The organism is Alishewanella longhuensis, from assembly GCF_014653435.1.
In the GTDB taxonomy this organism is placed as follows: Bacteria; Pseudomonadota; Gammaproteobacteria; order Enterobacterales; family Alteromonadaceae; genus Alishewanella; species Alishewanella longhuensis.
Genome location: NZ_BNAO01000012.1, coordinates 1 through 22,401, shown reverse-complemented (window position 1 = coordinate 22,401; position 22,401 = coordinate 1). Strand labels below are relative to the sequence as shown.

Annotated in this window: 18 protein-coding genes; 7 read left to right on the top strand and 11 right to left on the bottom strand. The window is 49.0% G+C overall.

The genetic code is table 11. The features are described from left to right. Window positions 1–95 precede the first annotated feature (95 nt). Window positions 96–2,057 carry a methyl-accepting chemotaxis protein gene (locus IE163_RS16970; protein ID WP_189434194.1) on the top strand — a complete coding sequence of 654 codons (1,962 nt, stop codon included), beginning with the start codon at window positions 96–98 and terminating at the stop codon, window positions 2,055–2,057. Here the strand turns inward: IE163_RS16970 and IE163_RS18020 are convergent, their stop codons facing one another. From IE163_RS18020 to IE163_RS16950, 5 genes are all read right to left on the bottom strand, one after another. Continuing rightward, complete coding sequence (locus IE163_RS18020) at window positions 2,058–2,324, bottom strand: CBS domain-containing protein (RefSeq protein WP_373297900.1); 267 nt, start codon at window positions 2,322–2,324, stop codon at window positions 2,058–2,060. It abuts the gene before it with no gap. Next, complete coding sequence (locus IE163_RS16965; RefSeq protein WP_229833632.1) at window positions 2,206–2,496, bottom strand: hypothetical protein; 291 nt, start codon at window positions 2,494–2,496, stop codon at window positions 2,206–2,208. Before IE163_RS16965 ends, IE163_RS18020 begins: the two co-directional genes overlap by 119 nt. Before the next feature lie 472 nt (window positions 2,497–2,968). Continuing rightward, complete coding sequence (gene nrdD, locus IE163_RS16960) at window positions 2,969–4,792, bottom strand: anaerobic ribonucleoside-triphosphate reductase (protein ID WP_189434192.1); 1,824 nt, start codon at window positions 4,790–4,792, stop codon at window positions 2,969–2,971. 21 nt (window positions 4,793–4,813) lie between these two features. Beyond that, window positions 4,814–5,263, bottom strand: a complete 450-nt coding sequence (gene nrdG / locus IE163_RS16955; RefSeq protein ID WP_189434191.1) for an anaerobic ribonucleoside-triphosphate reductase activating protein — start codon at window positions 5,261–5,263, stop codon at window positions 4,814–4,816. A 425-nt stretch (window positions 5,264–5,688) separates the two neighbouring features. Further along, the gene (locus tag IE163_RS16950; RefSeq protein ID WP_189434190.1) at window positions 5,689–6,879 is read right to left on the bottom strand and encodes a hypothetical protein; all 1,191 of its coding nucleotides are present in this window, start codon (window positions 6,877–6,879) and stop codon (window positions 5,689–5,691) included. 140 nt (window positions 6,880–7,019) lie between these two features. Between IE163_RS16950 and IE163_RS16945 the strand changes: the two genes are divergently transcribed. Together IE163_RS16945 and IE163_RS16940 are read left to right on the top strand one after the other, a co-directional pair. Then, the gene (locus IE163_RS16945; RefSeq protein WP_189434189.1) at window positions 7,020–7,421 is read left to right on the top strand and encodes a MerR family transcriptional regulator; all 402 of its coding nucleotides are present in this window, start codon (window positions 7,020–7,022) and stop codon (window positions 7,419–7,421) included. A 59-nt stretch (window positions 7,422–7,480) separates the two neighbouring features. Further along, window positions 7,481–8,065: an NAD(P)H-dependent oxidoreductase gene (locus tag IE163_RS16940; RefSeq protein WP_189434188.1), complete on the top strand. Its 585-nt coding sequence runs from the start codon at window positions 7,481–7,483 to the stop codon at window positions 8,063–8,065. A gap of 31 nt (window positions 8,066–8,096) precedes the next feature. Here IE163_RS16940 and IE163_RS16935 read toward each other — a convergent pair whose 3' ends face one another. The 5 genes from IE163_RS16935 to IE163_RS16915 all read right to left on the bottom strand — a co-directional run bounded on the left by IE163_RS16935 (window position 8,097) and on the right by IE163_RS16915 (window position 15,839). Continuing rightward, on the bottom strand, window positions 8,097–8,864 hold the full coding sequence (locus tag IE163_RS16935) for a peptidylprolyl isomerase (protein ID WP_189434187.1): 768 nt from the start codon (window positions 8,862–8,864) through the stop codon (window positions 8,097–8,099). Window positions 8,865–8,999: 135 nt separating this feature from the next. After that, window positions 9,000–9,689, bottom strand: coding sequence for a respiratory nitrate reductase subunit gamma (narI, locus tag IE163_RS16930; RefSeq protein WP_189434186.1), 690 nt, complete (start codon window positions 9,687–9,689; stop codon window positions 9,000–9,002). Between the two features lie 12 nt (window positions 9,690–9,701). Beyond that, window positions 9,702–10,457: a nitrate reductase molybdenum cofactor assembly chaperone gene (narJ, locus tag IE163_RS16925; protein ID WP_189434185.1), complete on the bottom strand. Its 756-nt coding sequence runs from the start codon at window positions 10,455–10,457 to the stop codon at window positions 9,702–9,704. A gap of 4 nt (window positions 10,458–10,461) precedes the next feature. Then, window positions 10,462–11,997 carry a nitrate reductase subunit beta gene (narH, locus tag IE163_RS16920; protein WP_189434184.1) on the bottom strand — a complete coding sequence of 512 codons (1,536 nt, stop codon included), beginning with the start codon at window positions 11,995–11,997 and terminating at the stop codon, window positions 10,462–10,464. A 122-nt stretch (window positions 11,998–12,119) separates the two neighbouring features. Then, a complete protein-coding gene (locus IE163_RS16915) occupies window positions 12,120–15,839 on the bottom strand; it encodes a nitrate reductase subunit alpha (RefSeq protein ID WP_189434183.1) in 3,720 nt (1,239 codons plus the stop codon). Between the two features lie 334 nt (window positions 15,840–16,173). Between IE163_RS16915 and IE163_RS16910 the strand changes: the two genes are divergently transcribed. After that, window positions 16,174–17,961 (top strand): histidine kinase, encoded by a 1,788-nt coding sequence (locus tag IE163_RS16910; protein ID WP_189434182.1) that lies wholly within the window; start codon window positions 16,174–16,176, stop codon window positions 17,959–17,961. 164 nt (window positions 17,962–18,125) lie between these two features. Here IE163_RS16910 and IE163_RS16905 read toward each other — a convergent pair whose 3' ends face one another. Beyond that, complete coding sequence (locus IE163_RS16905; RefSeq protein ID WP_189434181.1) at window positions 18,126–19,742, bottom strand: MFS transporter; 1,617 nt, start codon at window positions 19,740–19,742, stop codon at window positions 18,126–18,128. A 318-nt stretch (window positions 19,743–20,060) separates the two neighbouring features. Between IE163_RS16905 and narL the strand changes: the two genes are divergently transcribed. The 3 genes from narL to IE163_RS16890 form a co-directional block, all read left to right on the top strand. Then, window positions 20,061–20,714 carry a two-component system response regulator NarL gene (gene narL, locus IE163_RS16900; protein ID WP_189434180.1) on the top strand — a complete coding sequence of 218 codons (654 nt, stop codon included), beginning with the start codon at window positions 20,061–20,063 and terminating at the stop codon, window positions 20,712–20,714. Beyond that, window positions 20,714–21,961, top strand: coding sequence for a molybdopterin molybdotransferase MoeA (gene moeA, locus IE163_RS16895; protein ID WP_189434179.1), 1,248 nt, complete (start codon window positions 20,714–20,716; stop codon window positions 21,959–21,961). The genes narL and moeA overlap by 1 nt, the downstream gene beginning before the upstream one ends. 193 nt (window positions 21,962–22,154) lie before the next feature. Beyond that, window positions 22,155–22,401: VOC family protein (locus tag IE163_RS16890; RefSeq protein ID WP_505602389.1), on the top strand; the 247-nt coding region annotated here is incomplete at its 3' end.

The window sequence follows — 22,401 nt, the reverse complement described above, 5'->3', positions numbered from 1 at the left end:
TTAACTAACTACAAAGAGGTAATCACCTTTGCCTGCTCGGCGCTTAGGTATTTTTTACCTAAAATGGCAGTACTTTTTACCATGAGGTTTTGTTTATGAGGCGTTTTATCCGCAATTTGGCAATCAGTCAGAAATTGATGTTATTACTTCTATTACCGGCCTTAGCTGCTTTGTGGCTGGCGGGGGGAAGGCTAACAGCCAGTTGGCAACAGGTAGCGCTGGCACAGCATGTCATTAGCTCGATAGAAGCCTCTGTGACAATGAATGCATTGGTGGGGACTTTGCAAGCCGAACGCGGCGCCAGTGGGGTGTTTCTGGCCAGCTCCGGCAAACGTTTTGCCGAGCGGTTAGCTCAGTTACGCCAACAAAGTGATCAGCAGTTGCAGGCATTTATGGCATTGCGTTTACCGCAGTTACAACCTTTACAGCAACAGTTGCAGCAGTTATCAGAACTGCGACGGCAGATTGACCAATTAGCTATGACCAATACCGTATCAGCTGAGCGATATACGGCATTAATTACAGCAATGATAGCGTTAAACCACCAGTTGGAAGTAGACGTACAGCATCGCGAAATGGCCAAACAGCTGGCAACATTAAACCAGTTTATTGAAATGAAAGAACGCGCGGGGCGTGAACGTGCCATTTTGGGCTTGGTATTTAGCCAAGGTAGTTTTACCGGCGAATTGCTGGCACGCTTTAGCAATAATCTGGGAACTTACAATGCCTATGCGGAAAACTTCTTACGCATGGTTAGCCCGGAGCAACAACTGCACTGGCAGCAGGTAATACAGCATAATAGCTTTGCTGAGGTGGCACGGTTACAACAACTGGCATTTATTACTGCAATTGGTGCTGCATTAAATGTAGATGATGGCCAGTGGTTTGATATATCTAGCAGCCGTTTGGCGCAGATGAGTGAATTTGAACAACTCTTAAGCCGGGATATCGCAGCATCAGCAGAGCAGCTAAATCAGCAAGCGACACGGCAGTTGTGGCTGCTTTTAGCAATATTACTATTGATAGCGGTAGTGCTGGTAGTCGTCACAATGATTACAGTGCGTAGCGTCGCGTCCGCCGTGCATAGCATAGAAAGTACCATCGCTGCGCTGGCGCAACGCGATCTTACAGCACGCAGTTACTATCAGGGTACAGACGAGTTTGGCCGCATTGCGCACAGTACCAATAGTATGGCGCAGGAACTGCAACGCATTATTAATGATGTCGGCGCGGCAACGGTACAAGTGGCAACGGCGGCAGAGCAATCGTCAGCAGTGACGTTGCAAACCAGCAAAGGTGTGCAACAGCAACAACAGGATACCGAGATGGTAGCGACTGCTATGCACGAAATGAGTGCCACTGTGCGTGATGTGGCCAGTAGCACCGCAGAAGCGGCTGAGTTATCTGAGTCGGTGCAGGCAGGTGCGACGCAAGGTCAGGCTAAACTGGAGCAGAGCATAACCCTTATTAACCGTTTGTCAGCACAGGTAGACAGTACGGCTAAAGTGATTGATAAAGTAAAACATGATAGCGATGCTATTACATCGGTACTGGATGTTATACGTGGCATAGCCGAACAAACTAACTTGCTAGCGCTTAATGCTGCCATTGAAGCGGCCCGTGCCGGTGAACAGGGACGGGGCTTTGCGGTAGTGGCAGACGAAGTTCGCACATTGGCACAGCGTACCGCCCAATCAACCGGCGATATTCAGCGCATGATAGAAGGATTGCAGCAGGGCGCTCAGCAGGCTACAGATGCAATGCGCCTAAGCCTGGGTCAGGCGCAGGAGGGTAGTGATAAAGTCGCAGAAACCGGCACCATACTGGCCGGTGTGTTAAGCGGTATTAGTGGGATAAACGATAAAAATATGCAAATAGCTTCTGCCGCTGAGCAGCAAAGTACTGTTGCCGACGAAATTAACCAGAAAGTACTGAGTATCAGCGATGTTGCCGTGCAAACCAGTGCTGGGGCAGAGCAAACTGCCAGCACCAGCCGCGAACTGGCGCGTTTGACTGAGCAATTGCAGACGTTAGTTGGCCGTTTTAAACTTGCCTGATCAGGCCAGCTTGCTGTTAAACAGCGCAGTGATAAGGTCGGAGTGGGTAATTATACCAACCAGCTGTTGCTGCGTATTTAGCACCGGAATAGTCGACACGACACCCAGCAGTTGCTGCTTTGTGTCGGTTACCGGCAGGATGCTGACTTTATGCTTGCGCAGCAGCTGCCATACAGAGGCTACGGCGCTGTTGGGCCCCACGGGTAATAAGATCGCGGGATATGATATCACGACAGCGTATCTCACCGCTTTTACGTTGATAAGCATTAAGCTGTGTATGATGATATGGCCACTCTAAATCCTGTTCGCTGATATCCACTACGGTATTAAAACTGTTTAACGCACTGAGCAAGTCTTCCGGTTGCAAGCCCAGCCGTTTTAGTGGCGATGCATCCTGGTGCAAATGTACCGGATCATATTTCTGTTTCGGTTTTTGCATGCCGTGTTTAAGCCAGAGTTTTTGCAATAACAGTGCTACCTTTAACCGTTGAGCTAGTGCAATGGCCGACAACTGCTCGCTGTCGCGTTTAATCAGGCCCAGTTATAGTAAGGCAGTAAATAGGTTTTTGGCTTGGTGTTGCAAGGTTAAATCCGGTATGAGCACCAAAGCGGGGCAATTAATAGGGAGTTAATAACAAAAAAGACACCGCTGCGGGTGTCAGTTGGGATCGGAATCGGTCTGCTCAGGTAAACACGCCGTGAACCCATCCTTAAGGTTTATCCCGCGGACCAGCTCCGCTGTTCAAGTTGCATGGCGACAGTTAAATGAGGTTTTTTGTTCATCACCATTCTCTGAATATAAGCTCGGGCCCATGCTATATCACGGCTTGGTTATGGGTAAATATTGCTAAAGCAGTACTATCAGCTGGTATTGTGAGTAAAGCGGGGTGCAATGATGCACCCCTGACAAGTTAAGCTGTTTGTTGTGCTACAGCGTTGTCTTGCTGGTAGTGGTGATTACTCTGGCGGTGATAATGCCGCAAGTTATGCTCTAATCTGCGGCCGCTGCTAAAAGCTGATACTCGTTTTAAATAGCCGATAACCCGGGTGCCGTAGTCAATATCTTTACTGCCACATTTCGGGCAGGCACACAGGGTGCGTTTATCGATGGTTTCACATTGGTTACAGATGGTAATTTTGACGTTGACACAAAAGTAATTGCAGCCGGTATGGGCGGCAAGGTTGAGCAGGTTTAGGTAACCTGGCTGATCGAGCTTTTCTTCCAGATTTAAATGTAGTGCCGAACCGCCATCGAGGTAATCTAACAGTTCGCGGCCATGCAGTTGAAACTTATCCAGCGTATTGCTCTGTTCATCCTCTACCACATAAAAATACGAGTTATAGCAATCGCGCGTCACCAGGTAGCCATCTTCGCGGTCCCACTTAGCATTTTTCACACCCAGGTTTTCCGCCGGCACAAACTCAGTATTAAACATATAACCATATTCGGCTTTAGCGGCTTTATTAGCATCAAAAATTACTTTTAGCTGTTGCTGCACAAAGCCGATATAGGCTGGGTTATTGCTGGCCACTAAGCCTTGTGATTCTGCGGCTTCCACCATGCCGTTAATACCTATCGTCAGAAACTGCTTATCCAGGCTGATAAAACCAGCGTCGTACACTGTAAGCAGGCCGGCGGCTTTGTATTCTTCCATTAGTTTACGGTACGCCACCTGATACTTATGGATTTTAGTTATCTCGGTGGCTAAATCGCGGCCATCCTGCACTAAACGGTTCATATTGATGGTAATCACGTTGATGGAACCGGTAGCGACACCGCCAGCGCCAAGCGAGTAAGAAAAGGTATTATCACTAATTTCACTGCGTAGCCGGCAGCAGCTGGCTAAGGAGTCGGCGTTGTCTGACTGATAGATAAAGAATGCGTTACCCGCCGCCATCTCGCCGGCGATATCATTGGCGAAGGCTGTGTCTTTACATTTACCGTTATCCGTTAGCATGGCTACGGTGACGACAGGGAAAGTCAGTACGGTTTTTTCGCGCTCTTTATTAAACCAGCTAAGGAAAAACTGCTGTAAAGCAGCGACCGACGGCCACTCAGGTTTGACGAAATCCGGAAACACAAAACTGCCAAACATACTGTTAAAGTAATGCTGGTCATAGATCGAAATATTCCAGAATACACTCTGATAACCGCGGGCAGCGGCTGGCTGGTTTAGCGCATAGACCACATGCTGCAGATGGTTTTCAATCTGTTTGGTGTGGGTGTGCAGATAGTTGTCGCCATAGTCTTTACGGGCAAAATAATCAAAGTAAGTAAGAAACTCTACGGTGGCGACAGCACCGGCAAACTGGCTGGATACCGCAAACACAAAATTGACGAAACAGCCACAAAACGATTCCAAATGTTTCGGAGCTTGTGACTCGCCCCCCAGTTTCGTTAAACCATCACGTAAAAACGGATACATAGTCACCGACACACAGTACGGCTTTAAGCTGGTTTCATCGTGCACGTAAATTTCGTGCTGTGCTATCTGACGCAGATATTCGGCTGCCAGCTCGGCACCAAATAACTGGCTGATTTTATTGCTGACCAAGGCACGATTAACTTGAATAAAATGATCTTTCATCAGCTCCGCTTCCAATGTGGCGATATTTTTCTGGGTAACATTGGCATTGGCATCTAACTTAGAGCCATCAGCGGCGTTGATGGCGTGCAGGTAATTATGAATAAAATCGAGCTTTTGTTGGAGTTGGTGAAAGTTGAGTGCTTGCATAGCGTATCCCTCAGCAGGTGGTTAACGAATAAATAAATGGTTCAGGCAGTGGCCTGTGCGTAAATCAATAAATCTTTGGTTAGTGCCTGGGCTGCTTAGGCCTCCCAGTTCCGCCAGCCAGCGGCCGGTCTTCAGATAGATCAGTTGTTGCTTTAGCTCAGGGCTGACATCGTCCAGCCCGGTATATAAGCAGGTATTCAGGCCCGCGCTGCGAGCCAGGATTAACAGCGGTAGTAACGCCTGCGGTTGCCATTCCCCCCCTAAAAACAGGACGCAGCTAATCAGGCCCTGATATGTGTTTAAGCGTTGTTGCAGGTAGTTATGGGATAACACTGTGCCTTGTGCAGTGTGCCAGCTATAGCTGCTATGACAGCCTTTGCAACCCAGCGGGCAACCGGCAATGGTATATGCCAGTGATACTTCGCCAGGTACTTCCTGAAAAACGATTTGTTCATCGGTAAAATTCAGCATAAAACCCTTAGTATTGGTTCCACTTCAAGTAGCAGCGTTGTTGCCCTGATTCGCTTACTGCAACGCTAACCTGGTCTAAGCATTCCTGCTCGCTTGTCCACTTGTCGTCAGGCTGCAGCTTATACATAGTGTCTATATATAGTGTTGTTTTAATTTTTGCTGTCTATATGTTGTGTTTTAGCTTAGCGCTCAGCGCAAAGTTACGTTTGATCTGGATCAAGTTTTCGAGCAGGCTTCAGTTGGCATAGGGTGCTAACATGCGGTTTTACTGCATTTATTACCCCATCGTGGGTAAGGCACAAAGATCGGCTGTCTGGTAAAGAAAATAAAAAGCCGCCCACTGAAAACCAGGGGCGGGGCAGAGGAACTAAGACGCTATCTTGGCTCGGGTGACACTATCAGAAAAAACCGGTATCAAGCCTGGATTACAACTGATAACTCAGCATCAGCCATACTTTAGACGTATCTACTGCCAGGGTGTCGGCATTGTAATATGCCAATTTAACCAAGGCAGATAATTGTTTGTTGAAGGGGTAGTTGGCGCTGACGTTCCATTCATCACCGTATTTAAGGCTGCCGGTATCACTATCAAAACGGTGGTAAGCCAGTGTTAGCGCAATAGCTTTACCTTTTACGTCTATCTGCAGCCAGTTATCCCGCAACCCCTTCTCAGGAGTATTTAAAAATATGTCAGCGAAGCCAGAAAAGGCATGCAGGGTTGCCAATGGTGTTTGAAAAGCGCTTTGACCGTTGCCGGCTAGGCGTTCTTGCCCCACTTGTAAGGTGACGTTTTGCAATGCCCAGCTTACACTTAAACGGTGGTAGCGATGGCTAAAACTAAGCGGTGCATTATGCGCATCGTCTTGTTTGGCTAGTGCTAGCTGCCAGCTCAGTGTTGGTCCTTTGGCTAGTTTTCCCTGATAATCAACACCGACAGTGCGGCTGCTGCGTGTTGCCCAGTTAGCAAAGTCAAAATCATAACCAAAGGCGGCTAATTGATGTGCCGGGTTAAGTTGCCACAGCAGCAGCGCCGTATTAAAGCTGCCTTGCTGGTCGGCCGCGGCGCCTTTGGGGCCAAATACCCGGTTTACATTATAAAAATGACCCAGTTCAGCATTAATGTTGTCGCTGAATGTGTGTTGTAGCCGGTAGCCGTCAAGTGTTTGCTCGTTCTGACGCCAGCTGACGCCGCCCAGAAAACGTTGATTAGTATGGTTAACTAACTGGCGGCCTGCGCTAAAGCTAGTGCCGTTGTCATTCTGATAACGCAACAAAGCCTGATTAATATCGGTACCCTTAGGGTCCGCCACCACGCTGTAAGCGGTGTTGCCGTTAACGGTACTATTAAAGCGCTCGCCACCTAGTACACTGACATTATCCACTTGCAACAGTGCGCTAAAACCAGATACCTTGCTGCTATTAACGGTCAGACGGCTGCGCAAGGTTGAGGCAAAAGCGTCTTCCAGCGTATTATCCTGGTCAACTGCTTCCAACCGGTAGCGCACTTGCGCAGATACGCTGCTTTGAGCCAGTGCCGAACTCAGTTCATTGGCGGCCAGGGTAGGAAAAACGGACAAAGGCAGGGCAGATAAGACGACAACAGGTAGAGCTTTCATAGGGTATTCCTTAAGTCAGGCTGCTGAAAAACAGGATGATCTTAACGCGATAGCGATATAAATATAATTAAATTAAAGGGTTACCTATTAAGCGGTAAAAGCGTGCTGCTGTTGGTATCTCAACTGGCAGGAGAACGAAAATGTTTATAGGGGAAGTGGTTAAACAAACCGGTGCGTCTGCCAAAGCTGTCAGGTTATATGAGACTTTGGGGCTGTTAGGGCAGGTACAACGCCGGGGGCTGTATCGTCACTACAGTGCGGTGCAACTGGCGCAAATTAAGCTGATCCGTCAGGCACAGCAGTTAGGATTTCGCTTGTCTGAGTTGGGCGCTATGCTACCAGATGCGGGGCAGCAACCGGATTGGTCCCTGTTGTTGCAGCATCTGGAAGACAAGCAACTTGATATTCGCCGGCAACTGAGCCGCTTGCAGCAGTTTGACCAGCAATTAAGCCTGATGATCAAAGAAATTAGCCATTGCAGTGCTGCCCAGCCGCAGCCGGTGCTGACAGATTGTAGTACGTTAGTCTTTACGGGTACTTGACTCTGCCCCTAGGGGCAGGTGTTAGGCTATGCAGCACATTACTTGCATGGGGTACCTTAATGTCTGGAAAAAAAGTTTTAGTGATCAGTGCTCACCCAACCGAACAAGGTATCGGGCAGGCTTTAGCCAGTGAATATGGCACAGCAATTACAGCCAACGGACATCAGATCCGTTGGCTGTATTTAAACACCTTGAGTTTTGATCCGGTGTTGAGACATGGCTATCGGCAGCTGCAACCCTTTGAGCCGGATTTGCAGGCAGCGCAAGCTGATTTACTCTGGGCTGAGCACATTACGTTGCTCTACCCAGTATGGTGGGGCAGTGTGCCGGCTTTGCTAAAAGGCTTTTTGGATCGGGTATTGCTACCGGGCTTTGCCTTTAAATATCAGCCAGATAAAAAATACCCGCAGCCTTTACTTATGGGCAAAACTGCGCATTTGCTATTAACCATGGATACACCTATTTGGTACTTCCGTTGGTTTTATCAGGCCCCGGCTTTACATCAGATCAGTAAAACCACCTTGGCTTTTTGTGGTATCAAACCGCTAAAAAGCCTGATGTTTGGCCCGGTAGTCAGTTCTAGCGTTCAGCAGCGCCAACGTTGGTTGCAGCAGGCGCGACAATTAGCACTAAAAGTCTATTAGTCCGGCTTATAAGTTATTGTCGTTCAAGTCTTTATTGCATCAGTGGTGAATCTGACAGCTTAAAATCAAAGCCATCGATTTCCGCATTCACAATTAAGGTGTGAATATATTGTGCCACTGCTTTACGGCGCACTTTTTCATTCAGATATTCAGCTATTTTTTGCTGTACAGCGCTAAAGGGTAATAGCTTGCCCGGCACTTTGCGGGCAATAAAGACGATATGAAAACCGTAACGGCTTTCAATACCCTGGGGCAGTAAACCGGGCTCAGCGCTGAAAATCTGCCGTTCAAATTCTGGCACTGTTTGGCCGCGGCTAATTTGGCCTAAGCTACCACCAGTTTCTTTGGATGGGCAAGCCGAATAGTGTTTAGCCAAATCAGCCAGGCTTTCGCCATCTTGTAGTTTTAGAATTAATTGCTCAGAGAGTGCTTTGGCTTCTACCCGGGCTTTATCATCCTCTGGTGCAGCGGCCAGCAGAATATGGCTAACTTCCAGTAGCGGTGAGCTGGCAAAACGCTGTGGGTTAAGCTTGTAATACTGCTGGCACTCTTCATCGCCAGCCGTGGGGATTGTCAACTCGCGGTTAATCAGCGCATCGAGAAAGTCCTCATCGCTGGCGCGGTTTAGCTCGCTTTTTACCGTCAAGCCCAAGGCTTTGGCACGCTGGCGTAACAGCTCACCGATAATCAGCGATTCGGCAGCTTTTAAGGTGGCGGCGCGTTTGCTTTCTGCCGGATGGTACTGTACTTCGGCCATAATAGCCGCTTCGCTGATACTGGTATTGTTTACTTGGATCATATAAACCTCTGTTCTGAGTTACATCCCGCAAGGCTGCTTTCAGCCGGTATGGCACGCAAAGATGCCGTAAATCCTCCCTGGAGGGTTATCAATTGCTGCCGTGCAATTGCCCTCCGTCAGGGGCAGCCGTACTTTTTATCTCACAAACCGCTGCCGCACTATCTGGTGCTGCCGACTGATATATTGCACCGGCACACTCAGCATATGTACTAGGCGGCTGAACGGGAACACCACAAACAGGGTCATGCCCAAAAACACATGCATTTTAAAAATCCAGTGCACGCCGCTGATGGCTTCTGCTGCGGCCACACTGTTAAAGGTCACAGTATGTTGTGCCCAAGCCATCAGTTTTAGCATCTCAGCACCATCTAAATGGCCCATCGACACAAAGATAGACAACAAACCAAGAATTAACTGCGCATAGATTAACAACAAGATGGCAATGTCCATGGTATTGCTGGTGGCGCGAATACGCGGATTAAACAAGCGGCGCTTAATCAGAATGGTTAGGCCGTAAAAGCAAATTAAGCCAAAGATACCACCGGCGACGATAGCGATCATCTGCTTCATTTGTGTGGTAATACCGAGCAGGTACCACAACTCTTTTGGCAGCAGCAAACCAGCAAAGTGGCCTAAAAAAATGCCAAGGATACCGATATGAAAGGCAATGCTGCCCTTACGCAATTGTTTACTCTCTAATAACTGGCTAGAGCTGGTTTTCCAGGTATATTGCTCTCTGTCATACCGGATCCAACTGCCAATCACCATAATGGCGATGGCAATGTAGGGGTAAATGCCAAAGGCAAACAAGTTTAAGTGTGCCATAGTGGTGCTCCTTTAAGCGCGCTTTGCTGCGGCCTCTTTGTAAAGTTCTTTGCTAAGGGGATCCATTGTCAGTAGGTCTGTACTGAGCGGAATAAACTGGTCACGTCGTTGCCCTGCGCTGGGTTTATTGCCTGTGCCACAGGCTGAGTCTGTTTGATCGTTGCCCATAAAGCTGACCATTTCTTCTTCCCAGACTTTATCCAGCTCTTTTGGCGTATCGTCACGTTTTTCACCGGCAATTTGCGCTTTGATATCAGCCAAATCCACCGCCGCGGTAGACAAGGCCAGTAAGGTGTCGAAGATGCTGGCGTAATTTGACTCGCGTTGTTGCAAGCGACACAACAGCACCGCTAATACCGGAGCAATTTCTTCCAAACCGATTTGTGCGTTTTGCTCACCCTGGGTCGATAAAAACTCTAAGTAAAGCGGTAGATAATCCGGCAGTTCTTTTACGCCGATATCCAACCCGGCTTCGCGGTATTGCGCCATTAGGTTAACCATCGCCTGGCCGCGATCGCGTGATTCGCCATGTATATGCTCAAAAATCAGCAAGGACAGCGAGCGCCCGCGCTCAAACAAGCCATCGTATTCAGCTTGCCAGTCCATTAACTCGCCAGCACAGCGCTCGTTAATAAAATCGCTTAAGGCTGCGTGCTGCGCTGGTGCAATAGTGGCCTCAGCCACTATTGCCAGCAACTCGTCTTTCGCTTCGAGTAACGGCTGCTTCGGGTAATCCAGCAGCAGGGATAACAGTTGTAATATTCGCATGGTGTTAATCCTTTATTTCTACTGAGATAACCTGGCGTACGCCCTTGGCTTTAGTACCAAACAGGTTAACATTGTTATTGCCATCACCACAGCCGTTACCAAAGCTAAAGCCACAGCTAGATTTTAAGTCATATGCATTTTCGGCATAGGCCCGATGGCTGGTTGGAATAACAAAGCGATCTTCATAATTGGCCAGTGCCATATAGCGATACATCTCCTCCACTTGCACCGGCGTTAAACCCACTTGCTTTAGGACGTCGGCATCTTCGACACCATCAACCTGCTGTGAGCGTTTAAAGGCGCGCATGGCGATCATCCTCTCCAATGCTCGTACTACCGGGGCTTCATCACCGGCGGTTAACATATTGGCTAAATAACGCAGCGGAATACGCAGCGATTTCAAGTCTGGAATTTCACCATTCATACCAACATGGCCAGCCTGAATTGCACCCTGAATGGGTGACAGCGGTGGTACATACCAGACCATGGGCAGGGTACGGTATTCCGGGTGCAGTGGCAGCGCCACTTTCCAATCCATTGCCATCATATAGACCGGTGAACGCTGCGCTGCGGCGATCCAGTTATCTGTAATGCCTTCGGCTTTGGCCGCGGCGATCACGATCGGATCCTTTGGATCAAGGAAGATATCCAACTGGGCTTGATACAAGTCTTTTTCGTTTGGCGTATTGGCCGCCGTTTCAATTTTATCGGCGTCATACAGCAGCACGCCTAAATAGCGAATACGGCCAACACAGGTTTCTGAACAGACCGTCGGCTGGCCGGCTTCAATGCGTGGGAAGCAGAAAGTACATTTTTCGGATTTACCACTTTTCCAGTTGTAATAGATTTTTTTGTACGGGCATGCCGAGACGCACATGCGCCAGCCGCGGCATTTATCTTGGTCGATCAGTACAATGCCATCTTCTTCGCGCTTATAAATGGCGCCACTGGGGCAGGCCGCGACACAAGCCGGGTTTAAACAATGCTCGCACAAGCGGGGCAGGTACATCATAAAGGTCTTTTCAAATTGACCATAAATGTCTTTTTGCACCACATCATTGAAATTCTGGTCGATTTTGCGCTTAGCAAACTCAGTACCCAGAATCTCCTCCCAGTTCGGGCCCCATTCAATTTTTTCCATGCGTTGACCACTGATCAGCGAGCGTGGCCGTGCCACCGGCTGATGTTTAGTGTCGCCAGCCGTGTGTAAATGCTGATAGTCAAAATCGAACGGCTCATAGTAGTCGTCAATTTCCGGTAAATCCGGGTTGGCGAAAATATTCGCCAGGATACGTCGCTTACCGCCAATCTTTAATTCCAGCTTGCCACTTTTATTGCGGACCCAGCCACCATTCCATTTTTGCTGGTTTTCCCACTCTTTTGGAAAACCAATACCGGGTTTGGTTTCTACGTTGTTAAACCAGGCATACTCTACACCTTCACGCGAGGTCCAGACGTTTTTACAGGTGATGGAACACGTGTGGCAGCCTATGCACTTGTCTAAATTCAGCACCATGCCAATTTGGGCTCTGACTTTCATAATAATTCCTTAAATCTTGTTAGGGGGCAAAACACACAATGATGGATTTCGCGCCAGTGCAGGTTGGAGAGCTTCGATATTTCAGACCCCAACACCGCGCTGGCGTGAAAGATGCTTTGTGGTTATGCCTCCTTGTCTAACCAGTCGACTTTGCCCATCTTACGGATGATGACAAACTCGTCGCGGTTACAGCCAACGGTGCCGTAGTAATTAAAACCGTAAGCTTGCTGGGCATAGCCACCAATCATATGGGTCGGTTTCATTACCGCGCGGGTCACCGAGTTATGGATACCGCCTCGGGTACCGGTTAGCTCGCTACCGGGCACGTTTACAATGCGTTCCTGCGCGTGGTACATCATGCTCATGCCTTCTGGCACCCGCTGCGATACCACAGCACGGGCGGCGATGGCGCCATTCACGTTAAAGATGTCAATCCAGTCGTTATCTTCAATGCCGGCAGCCTTGGCATCGATTTCGCTCAGCCAGACGATAGGGCCGCCACGCGACAGCGTCAGCATTAGCAGGTTGTCTGAATAAGTACTGTGAATACCCCACTTCTGGTGTGGCGTGATCCAGTTCAGTACGATCTCTTTATTCCCGTTAGGCTTTTTGTTCAGCACAGGCTGTACAGTTTTTAAGTTAATTGGTGGCTTGTAGCTACACAGCTGTTCGCCAAAATCGCGCATCCACTCATGATCCTGATAAAACTGCTGACGGCCGGTAATGGTGCGCCAGGGGATCAGCTCGTGTACGTTGGTGTAGCCTGCGTTGTAAGACACATGCTCATCTTCCAACCCAGACCAGGTCGGTGAGCTGATGATCTTACGCGGCTGGGCGACGATGTCGTTAAAGCGAATTTTTTCATCTTCTTTTGGCCGTGCTAAATGCGTATGATCGCGGCCGGTAATTTTACCCAGGGCCTCCCAAGCTTTAACTGCTACATGGCCATTGGTTTCTGGTGCTAAAGACAGAATCATCTCGCACGCATCGATAGCACTCTCAATTTTTGCCATGCCTTTATTTGCACCTTCATCGGTATGTACCCGATTAAGTTTTCGCAAAAAGCTAACTTCTTCTTTGGTATCCCAGCTGATCCCTTTGCCGCCATTGCCAATTTTTTCCAAAAGGGGGCCGACAGAGGTAAAGCGGGCGTAAGTATTGGGGTAATCCCGCTCTACAATATTGATATGCGGCATGGTCATCCCCGGAATGGCCTCGCACTCGCCTTTCCACCAGGCTTTCACGCCATAAGGTTGGGCGAGCTCTGCTGGGGTATCGTGGTGCATTGGCGTGGTAACTACATCGGTTTCTACCCCTAAATGACCAACAGAGGCTTTAGAGAAGGCTTTGGCAATACCTTTAAATATTTCCCAATCACTGCGCGCTTCCCATACTGGATCAATAGCAGCGGTTAACGGGTGAATAAACGGATGCATATCCGAGGTATTCATATCGTCTTTTTCATACCAGGTGGCCGTGGGCAGTACGATGTCGGAATATAAACAAGTCGTGGACATGCGGAAATCCAGGGTGACCCATAAATCGACCTTGCCTTCAGCGCCATCGTCAGTCCATTCGATATCTTCTGGCTTCTTGCCACCAAAACTCCCTAAATCTTTACCGAGCAAACCATGTTTAGTTCCCAGCAAATGGCGCAGCATATATTCATGGCCTTTGCCGCTAGAACCCAGCAGGTTAGAGCGCCAGATAAACATATTGCGCGGGAAGTTTTGCGGGCTTTCCGGTTGCTCACAGGCAAATTTAATCTTGCGGTCTTTTAGCTGCTGCAGTACATAGTCTTTTAGCTCAACGCCCGCTGCGTTGGCTTGTGCGGCTAGCCCAAGTGGATTAACGCCCAGTTGTGGCGCAGAGGGTAACCAACCCATTCGCTCGGCGCGGGCATTAAAGTCGATAATGCTGCCACTCCATTTCTCCTTGTTAGCCAGGGGCGATACCACTTCGCCCATGTCCAGTTTTTCGTAACGCCATTGGCTGGAGTGGTTATAAAAAAACGAAGTGCCGTTCATATGACGTGGCGGCCGTTGCCAGTCCAGCGCAAAGGCCAGTGGGGTCCAGCCGGTTTGTGGCCGCAGTTTTTCCTGGCCAACATAGTGCGCCCAACCACCGCCACTCTGCCCAATACAGCCGCACATCATCAGCATATTGATCAGGCCACGGTAGTTCATGTCCATGTGGTACCAGTGGTTCAGTGCTGCGCCCACTATTACCATAGAGCGGCCACGGGTTTTATCAGCATTGCGGGCAAATTCGGTAGCGACACGAATCACATCGTCGGGTTTCACACCGGTAATAGCTTCCTGCCAGCCTGGCGTGTAGGGAATATTGTCGGTATACGACTTTGCGCGACTGTCATCGCCAATACCATTATCAACCCCGTATTGCGCCAGCATTAAATCGAATACGGTTGCCACCAGCGCGGTACTGCCATCGGCCAGTTCGACGCGCTTGGCCGGGATTTTCCGCATCTGAATATCGGCGTGCTCAGTATGTTGAAAATACTGATATTCGTGCGGGGCGCCGCCAAAGTAGGGGAAGGCAACGTCGACCAGTTCATCCCGGTTATCTTTTAACGTTAATTGCAGCTCAAGCTCGCCCTCTTTGTCTTTTTGCTCCAAATTCCACTTGCCGCTTTGGCCCCAACGATAGCCAATAGCACCATTCGGGCTGGTTAAGCGGCCATCATGATTAATGGCAATCGTTTTCCAGTCTGGGTTATTGTCTTCACCCAGGTTATTGACCAAATCGGCGGCGCGTAGGAAGCGACCTGTGGTTAATACTCCTTTTTGTTCCGTTAACATCACCAACATCGGCATGTCGGTAGTACGGCGCACATAGTCGGTAAAGTAGCTGCTGGGATTATTAACGTAGAATTCCTGCAAAATAACATGGCCAAAGGCCATCGCCAGGGCCGCATCAGTGCCTTGACGCGGCGCTAGCCAGGTATCACCAAACTTGGAAGCTTCAGAGTAATCCGACGTAATAACACAGGTTTTAGTGCCCTTGTAGCGTACTTCTGTTAAAAAGTGCGCATCGGGGGTACGGGTTTGCGGTACGTTAGATCCCCAGACAATAATGTAATTGGAGTTATACCAATCGGCGGATTCTGGCACGTCAGTTTGCTCACCCCATACCTGAGGCGAGGCGGGGGGTAAGTCGCAGTACCAATCATAAAAGCTTAAACAGTTGCCGCCAATCAGTGACAGGTAACGGGCACCTGCGGCGTACGAGACCATCGACATGGCCGGGATGGGCGAAAAACCGGTAACCCGGTCTGGGCCATAGGTTTTGGTGGTGTAAACGTTAGAAGCGGCAATTAGCTCGTTTACTTCATCCCAGCTGGCGCGGATAAAGCCACCTAAACCACGACGCTCTTTGTAGCTTTTGGCTTTGACCGGATCCTGTACAATAGACTCCCAGGCTTTTACCGGATCGCTGTGCACCGCTTTGGCTTCGCGCCATAGTTTCATTAATTGCTGGCGAACCTTAGGATACTTTAACCGATTCGCACTGTAGATATACCAGGAATAGCTGGCACCCCGCGGACAGCCACGTGGTTCGTGGTTAGGTAAATCGGGGCGGGTGCGCGGATAATCGGTTTGCTGGGTTTCCCAGGTAACCAGACCGTCTTTAACGTAAATTTTCCAGCTGCACGAGCCCGTACAGTTAACACCATGGGTAGAGCGTACCACCTTGTCATGTTGCCAGCGTTGGCGATAGCCTTGCTCCCAGCTTCGATCTTCGTTGGTGGTAACCCCGTGACCTGCTGCAAAAGGCGCTTTGCGGGTGTTAAAAAACCGCAGTTTGTCGAGAAGATGACTCATAATTGACTCCTGGTCTTGTCCTGCATGAACAGACGTTTTTGCTTTTGGTAAGCACACTATAGAAACAACAGGGCGATGATGCTTGATTTGGATCAAAGCGGCTATAGCGCTAAATACATGATAAAAAACAAAAATACCTACAAATGGGTAGTGCCAAATCCCGTGGCAGGACCGACAATGGCGGCCCTTATACCACCAGTGGTGGTGTCGCGGCGCTAAGGCTTATCACTGCAGGAAAAAGGGAGTAGCTCCTTGGTATCCGGTATTTTGTAGGATTTCAGCAAAGAGGCGTAAAAGCAGATATGCTTGAACTCAGTAAACAGGCGGAGTAGTTATGCGACAGTTTTCTATTGTTACCCGAATTAACATTGCCCTGGCCTGCATAGTGACGCTAGCAATTGGCACTATGCTGGCATCGTATTGGTTATCGGACAAAAGTGGTCACGACGCCCTGGCGGTGAATATTGCCGGTTCATTAAGGATGCAAAGTTACCGTATGGCCTGGCTGACTCAGCAACAGGATATCGCCGCATTGCAACGCGCCCACACGCAATTCGACACCAGTTGGCAGCATCCGGTGTTTAATCGATTCCTGCAAGACGAGCACATTATTCAGCAATTTTCGGCAGCCAGGCAGCACTGGTTGCAAATTGCGCCGAGTTTTCAACAGCAGCCGGTTGATGTCTTACTGTTAGAGCAGCAATTACAACAACAAATTGCCTTGTTGGAACAGCTGGTATTTTACATTCAGCAAGATGCTGAGCAGAAGGTAAGTAGCTTTCGTACCTTGCAACTGGTGGCATTACTAGCGACGGTGCTGTTGTCGGCTATTGTGATTTACTGGTTAAAGGTAATGGTACAGCAACCGCTGGAAGAGTTAACCCGCGGCGCTAAGCAAGTTGCGATGGGAGATTTTACGCAGCGACTGACGATAGAGAATAAAGACGAACTGGGTACCCTGGCATATAGTTTTAATAAAATGAGCGATTCCATTGCCTATATGTATGGCAATCTGGAAAAGCGGGTAGAGCAGCAAACCGAAGCACTACAGCATAGTAATACTACCTTACGTTTTTTGTACAACACGGCACAGCGCATCAGCGAGCATGCACCTGAGTATGTAGATTTTAATCTGATCATCGCTGAGTTAAAAACAGTAGTGAAAGTTGACAACCTGGAGCTGTGCTTGTTCACCGAAGAGGGGGATAAACCTTATATGCAGGTGCAACCAGGCGATGGGAGTACGGATCCCTGTTTACAGGATAGGTGTGGCGACTGTCTGACTGAACCCTTGGCCGAAGGCTGCAACAACAGCAACTATAACTATATTTTGCACCGGGAGCGTAAAAAATATGGTGTGCTGGTTGCACGCACTGCAGATGGGCAAGTGCTTGAGCGCTGGCAGCAACAATTGTTGACCGCGGTAGCCGATCAGTTGGCACTGGCGCTAAGTTTAAAATCTGAAGAGCAGCAAGTGCGGCGTCTGGCGTTAATGCAGGAGCGTACAGTAATAGCCCGCGAATTACATGACTCGCTGGCGCAGGCGCTGTCCTATTTGAAAATTCAGGTAACCCGGTTAAACAAAGCAACACTAAAAGACGACAAAGCCACTATTGCCGATGTTTCGGCTGAGTTGAAACAAGGTTTAGACTCTGCCTATCGGCAGTTACGCGAGCTGTTAACCACCTTTCGGTTAAAAGTGGATGGCAACGGCTTATTTAGCGCCTTGCAAGCCTCGGTGAAGCAGCTCAGTGAGCAATCTGGCATGCAAATCACACTTGATTATCAACTGATCAATATTCCCTTAGCGCCACATGAAGAAATTCACCTATTGCAAATTATCCGCGAAGCCAGTCAGAATGCCGTGCACCACAGCGCAGGTACTGAGATCCTAATCAGCTTACAATTGCAAGACGCTGCAATTATCGCGTTGGCGATAGAGGATAACGGTGTTGGTATCCCGCAGGCGGCGGAAAAGCTCAATCATTATGGTTTGGCTATTATGCAAGAGCGCAGTAAGCACCTGGGGGGCCGTATCAGCATTAAACGCCGGCTAGAAGGTGGCACCGGAGTCTATTTCAGCTTTACGCCTGAATGTTTATTACAACAGCAAATGGCGTAGATCTCCCGCTAAAGGGGCGTTATCAGGCGTGCAAGCAGGGAGCAAATAGAGGCGGCAAGACTGTACTGTGAATCGGAGCCAGTTGTCTGCCAGGAATGGTTGGGGGCACCTGTGAAATACACCGGGCGCCCCAAATAGACTGACAGACAACTTAGTGTCTTTTCTTACGGATTATAAAACTCGCCATTCTTGCGCAAGTAGAAGAACCAATTAATCAGCACACATAATGCATAGAACACCGCAAAGCCAATCATTGCGTATTCCGGTGTGGCGGCTTTAATTTGTTCACCAAACACCTGTGGAATATAAAAGGCACCATAGGCAGCGACGGCAGAAGTCCAACCCAATACCGGCCCGGCTTGCTCTTTAGGGAACACCACGGCAATGGTTTTAAACGTAGAGCCATTACCAACACCACTCGCTGCAAACAGGCCAAGAAAGATCAAAAAGAACGGCATAAAATAGTGCTCTGGTGTGGCAGATTGATAGGCCAGTTGCATATAGTAAGCCGCGCCTAAGGCACAGGTAATCATTACTACTGCACAAACTTGAGTGACCAGCGCGCCACCCCATTTATCAGATAACCAGCCGCCTACCGGACGAATTAAAGCACCAATAAAGGGCGCTATCCAGGCATAGGTCAGGGCGCTTGGGCCATTGGGGTTAGCGGTATTATGTGTCATTACGCCATCGACCATAATATGGCTATAACCAAAGATAACCTGAATAGATAACGGAAAGGCTGCAGCAAAGCCAATAAAGGAGCCAAAGGTCATGATATAAAGCACACTCATTACCCAGGTATGCCTGTTATTAAATATTTTATATTGCCGCTCAAGGCTGGTACGAATGGCGCCAGGTAATAGCTTTAATGCCATTACGGTGGCAAACAACACCAGCACTAATACCAGTTCTTTTGGAATGCTATAGCCCGAGCCATTGGCCGCTTCAGGCAAAATTAACCATAAGCCAATCATCGAGGTGACAAAACCAATGCCGTACATCATTAAAATAATGGAAAAGGACCCTGCGGCACTGGGCAATTTGGGTGTAACTTCTTCGGTATGAATATTGTTCATACCAAACCAGATGGCAAAGGCCAGGGGGATTAGCAGTAACAACCATAGAAAGCCGGCATTTTGGATCCAGGTATCGCTGCCAGCGGCAATGCTACCAATTAGCGTACCACTGGCTTTTTGCAATACCATTGGCTCACCGCCGCCCAGCAGGCTAAAAGCCCCAAAAGTCATAAACAAGGGCACCAGAATTTGCATACTGGTCACGCCAAAATTTCCTAAACCGGCATTTAAGCCCAGCGCGAGCCCTTGCTGTTTTTTCGGGAAAAAGAAGCTGATGTTAGACATTGAAGCTGCAAAATTACCGCCACCTATGCCAGATAACAACGCCAGTAGCTGAAATACCCAAAATGGCGTGCTTTGATCCTGTAATGCCAAGCCGGTGCCCAGCGCCGGGATCATTAACAAGCTTGTGGTCAGGAAAATGGTATAACGCCCACCACAGAGCCGTACAAAAAAACTGGCCGGAATGCGCAAGGTCGCGCCACTTAAACCGGCAATGGCTGCCAGCGTAAATAATTCGGACGCTGAGTAAGGAAAACCCAGATTAAGCATCTGGACACTGATGATGCTCCACATCATCCACACGGCAAAGCCGCAAAGTAAACTGGGAATAGAAATCCACAGATTACGATTTGCAATGCTTTTGCCGCTTGTTTGCCAGAAGTGTTCGTCTTCTGGTTGCCACTGTTTAAGATCTGACATAGATCACTCCTGTAAATAGCATTTTTCGCTGCTGCAACTATGCAGGGTACTGCCAGTTGCCACAATGTATCTTCGGAGTTAGCAGGCAAGGCCTGAGAGTTAGTTGGAGGTACCTACAAGGTGGTACTTTAAGGTGTTTCTTTAATTAAATTTTAGTAAAATCAAAGTCTTTTGTTATGGTTGCTACTGTCGGCAGATGCTGCTTTGCCGATAGTCAGCACAGAGTGAAGTGGCATTTTACTGATTTATATCAAAGTTTACTGTCGGTTGTTATAAGCTAATAGCAGCAACCTCGTTAATCCCGTTTTGGAGCCAGAGATGTCAGAGCAAAAATCCAGCATTATGTTGGTGGATGATCACCCCCTATTACGTAAAGGCTTAAAGCAGTTACTCGCGCTTGAGGATGATTTAGAGGTGATTGCTGAGGCCAGCAGTGGCGCTGAGGCTATTCCAATGGCAGTAGAACTGGATCCAGATTTAATTATTCTGGATTTAAATATGCAGGGTATGGATGGTATTGCTACTTTAAAAAGCATGCGCGATGAAGGCGTAACCTCGCGCATCGTGATGCTTACCGTATCGGATGCCGATGAAGATGTGGTCAATGCTATCAGCAATGGTGCGGACGGCTATCTGCTAAAAGACAGCGATCCGGAAATATTGCTGGAGCAAATTAAACGCGCTCTTACTGGCAAAATGGTGCTAAGTGAAGCTATTACCCAGGTATTGGCCAGTGCCTTGCGCCGCCCGGCGGTAAAAACCTCTGCTGAGCTAAATAGCCTAACCAACCGTGAACATGAAATTCTTAGTTTTATTGCTAAAGGGCTAAGTAACAAGCTGATCGCCCGCGAGCTGAATATCTCAGACGGTACGGTAAAGGTGCATGTAAAACACTTATTGAAAAAGCTGGGTTTACGCTCACGGGTAGAAGCCGCAGTGTGGATGGTAAACCAACAGGGAGCCAAAAGCTGATGCAAGACGCCCGCGTCCCGAAACCAATGCTAAGCGCAGAGCAGGCGGTAATGCAGATGTTAGCTGAAGTCAGGGCAATAACCCAGCAGGTAACAGTACCGTTAAATCAGGCTTTAGACCGCGTACTGGCGCAGCCTGTGATATCAAGTATGAATGTGCCGGGTTACGACAACGCTGCGATGGACGGCTATGCCCTGCGCGCAGGCGATATTCAACCAAACCAGCCTCTGGCTGTGGCCGGTATTGCGTTGGCTGGGCATGCCTTTACTGACAAGGTTCCCTCTGCAAGCTGTGTGCGTATTATGACTGGGGCCGTGCTGCCTGCAGGCTTAGATACCGTGGTCATGCAGGAGCAGGTAACCCTTAGCGAAACCGATATGCAACAACAGATTTTATGCCAGCTTGTACCAGCAGTGGGGGAGCATGTTCGCCGTGCTGGCGAAGATATTTGCCAAGGGGCCCAGGTGTTTGCCGCTGGCCATAAGCTACGGCCAGCAGATCTTGGTTTACTGGCGTCGCTGGGGATTGCACAGGTTCAGGTACTACGCCAACTTAAGGTTGCCATTTTTTCCTGCGGTGATGAGCTGATCCCGCCGGGCCAAGCTTTGCCAGAAGGTCATATTTACGACAGTAACCGTTATGTGATCGCTGCGATGTTGCAACGTCTTGGCGTCGAAGTTTTGGACCTTGGCTTATTACCGGACGACCCAGCAGCGATAGAGCAGGCTTTTTTACGGGCGATGGCGCAAGCAGATGTGCTGATTACCAGTGCTGGTGTATCGGTGGGGGACGCCGATTACACCCGACAAATATTGCACAAACTTGGGCAGGTTAACTTTTGGCAGGTGGCAATAAAGCCGGGTAAACCCTTTGCGTTTGGCAAGCTGCAAGCATGCTGGTTTTTTGGGTTGCCGGGTAACCCGGTAGCGGCAGTCGTGACGTTAGAACAGTTAGTGCAGCCAGTGCTGCGCAAACTTAGTGGCGAAGGCGGGCAGCCATCAGCAACACTGCTAAAAGCTCAATGCGATGTGCCACTGAAAAAGCAACCGGGGCGCAGAGACTATCAACGCGGCTGGTATTGGCAGGATACAACCGGCTTAAAAGTTAAAACCCTTGGCAGTCAAAGCTCTGGCATGCTCAGTTCTATCGCCAATGCCAATTGTTACATTGTGCTGGAGCGTGACAGCGGCAGCTTGCCGGCAGGTGAAATGGTATCCATACTGCCATTTTCGGTGATGTTAGGCTAAGGTATTGATATCGGCTTGCCGCAACAATATGGTGCAGTATAGGCGCAAGCTGCAAGAGCGCCTTTTAACACTAGTGAGTTAGCCAGCAACAACTATTTTATACTATAGTATCCGAACCAGAGTTGGTTGCTGTTCTGGACAATCTTATCTGCCTAACTGAAGAATGCAGGCCCGAGCAACAAGGAGCACTTTCATGTCACAGGTTCAACCTATACCAGATGGCTATACTGGCGCCATCCCTTACCTGACGATTTCCAATGCCGCTGATGCTATTGGCTTTTACCAAAAAGCCTTTGCTGCCGAGCTTATCCTGAAAATGGATACGCCAACAGGCGCGGTGATGCATGCTGAAATGCGGCTGGAGCAGGCGCTGTTTATGCTGAGCGAGCAAAGCGACGACTGGGGTACCAAAAGCCCGCCGATGCTACAAGGCACCGCGG

Coding starts and splice junctions, on each gene's coding strand:
- IE163_RS16970 (WP_189434194.1), top strand. CDS start 96: ATGAGGCGTTTTATCCGCAATTTGGCAATCAGTCAGAAATTGATGTTA.
- IE163_RS18020 (WP_373297900.1), bottom strand. CDS start 2,324: ATGCTTATCAACGTAAAAGCGGTGAGATACGCTGTCGTGATATCATAT.
- IE163_RS16965 (WP_229833632.1), bottom strand. CDS start 2,496: ATGCAAAAACCGAAACAGAAATATGATCCGGTACATTTGCACCAGGAT.
- nrdD (WP_189434192.1), bottom strand. CDS start 4,792: ATGCAAGCACTCAACTTTCACCAACTCCAACAAAAGCTCGATTTTATT.
- nrdG (WP_189434191.1), bottom strand. CDS start 5,263: ATGCTGAATTTTACCGATGAACAAATCGTTTTTCAGGAAGTACCTGGC.
- IE163_RS16950 (WP_189434190.1), bottom strand. CDS start 6,879: ATGAAAGCTCTACCTGTTGTCGTCTTATCTGCCCTGCCTTTGTCCGTT.
- IE163_RS16945 (WP_189434189.1), top strand. CDS start 7,020: ATGTTTATAGGGGAAGTGGTTAAACAAACCGGTGCGTCTGCCAAAGCT.
- IE163_RS16940 (WP_189434188.1), top strand. CDS start 7,481: ATGTCTGGAAAAAAAGTTTTAGTGATCAGTGCTCACCCAACCGAACAA.
- IE163_RS16935 (WP_189434187.1), bottom strand. CDS start 8,864: ATGATCCAAGTAAACAATACCAGTATCAGCGAAGCGGCTATTATGGCC.
- narI (WP_189434186.1), bottom strand. CDS start 9,689: ATGGCACACTTAAACTTGTTTGCCTTTGGCATTTACCCCTACATTGCC.
- narJ (WP_189434185.1), bottom strand. CDS start 10,457: ATGCGAATATTACAACTGTTATCCCTGCTGCTGGATTACCCGAAGCAG.
- narH (WP_189434184.1), bottom strand. CDS start 11,997: ATGAAAGTCAGAGCCCAAATTGGCATGGTGCTGAATTTAGACAAGTGC.
- IE163_RS16915 (WP_189434183.1), bottom strand. CDS start 15,839: ATGAGTCATCTTCTCGACAAACTGCGGTTTTTTAACACCCGCAAAGCG.
- IE163_RS16910 (WP_189434182.1), top strand. CDS start 16,174: ATGCGACAGTTTTCTATTGTTACCCGAATTAACATTGCCCTGGCCTGC.
- IE163_RS16905 (WP_189434181.1), bottom strand. CDS start 19,742: ATGTCAGATCTTAAACAGTGGCAACCAGAAGACGAACACTTCTGGCAA.
- narL (WP_189434180.1), top strand. CDS start 20,061: ATGTCAGAGCAAAAATCCAGCATTATGTTGGTGGATGATCACCCCCTA.
- moeA (WP_189434179.1), top strand. CDS start 20,714: ATGCAAGACGCCCGCGTCCCGAAACCAATGCTAAGCGCAGAGCAGGCG.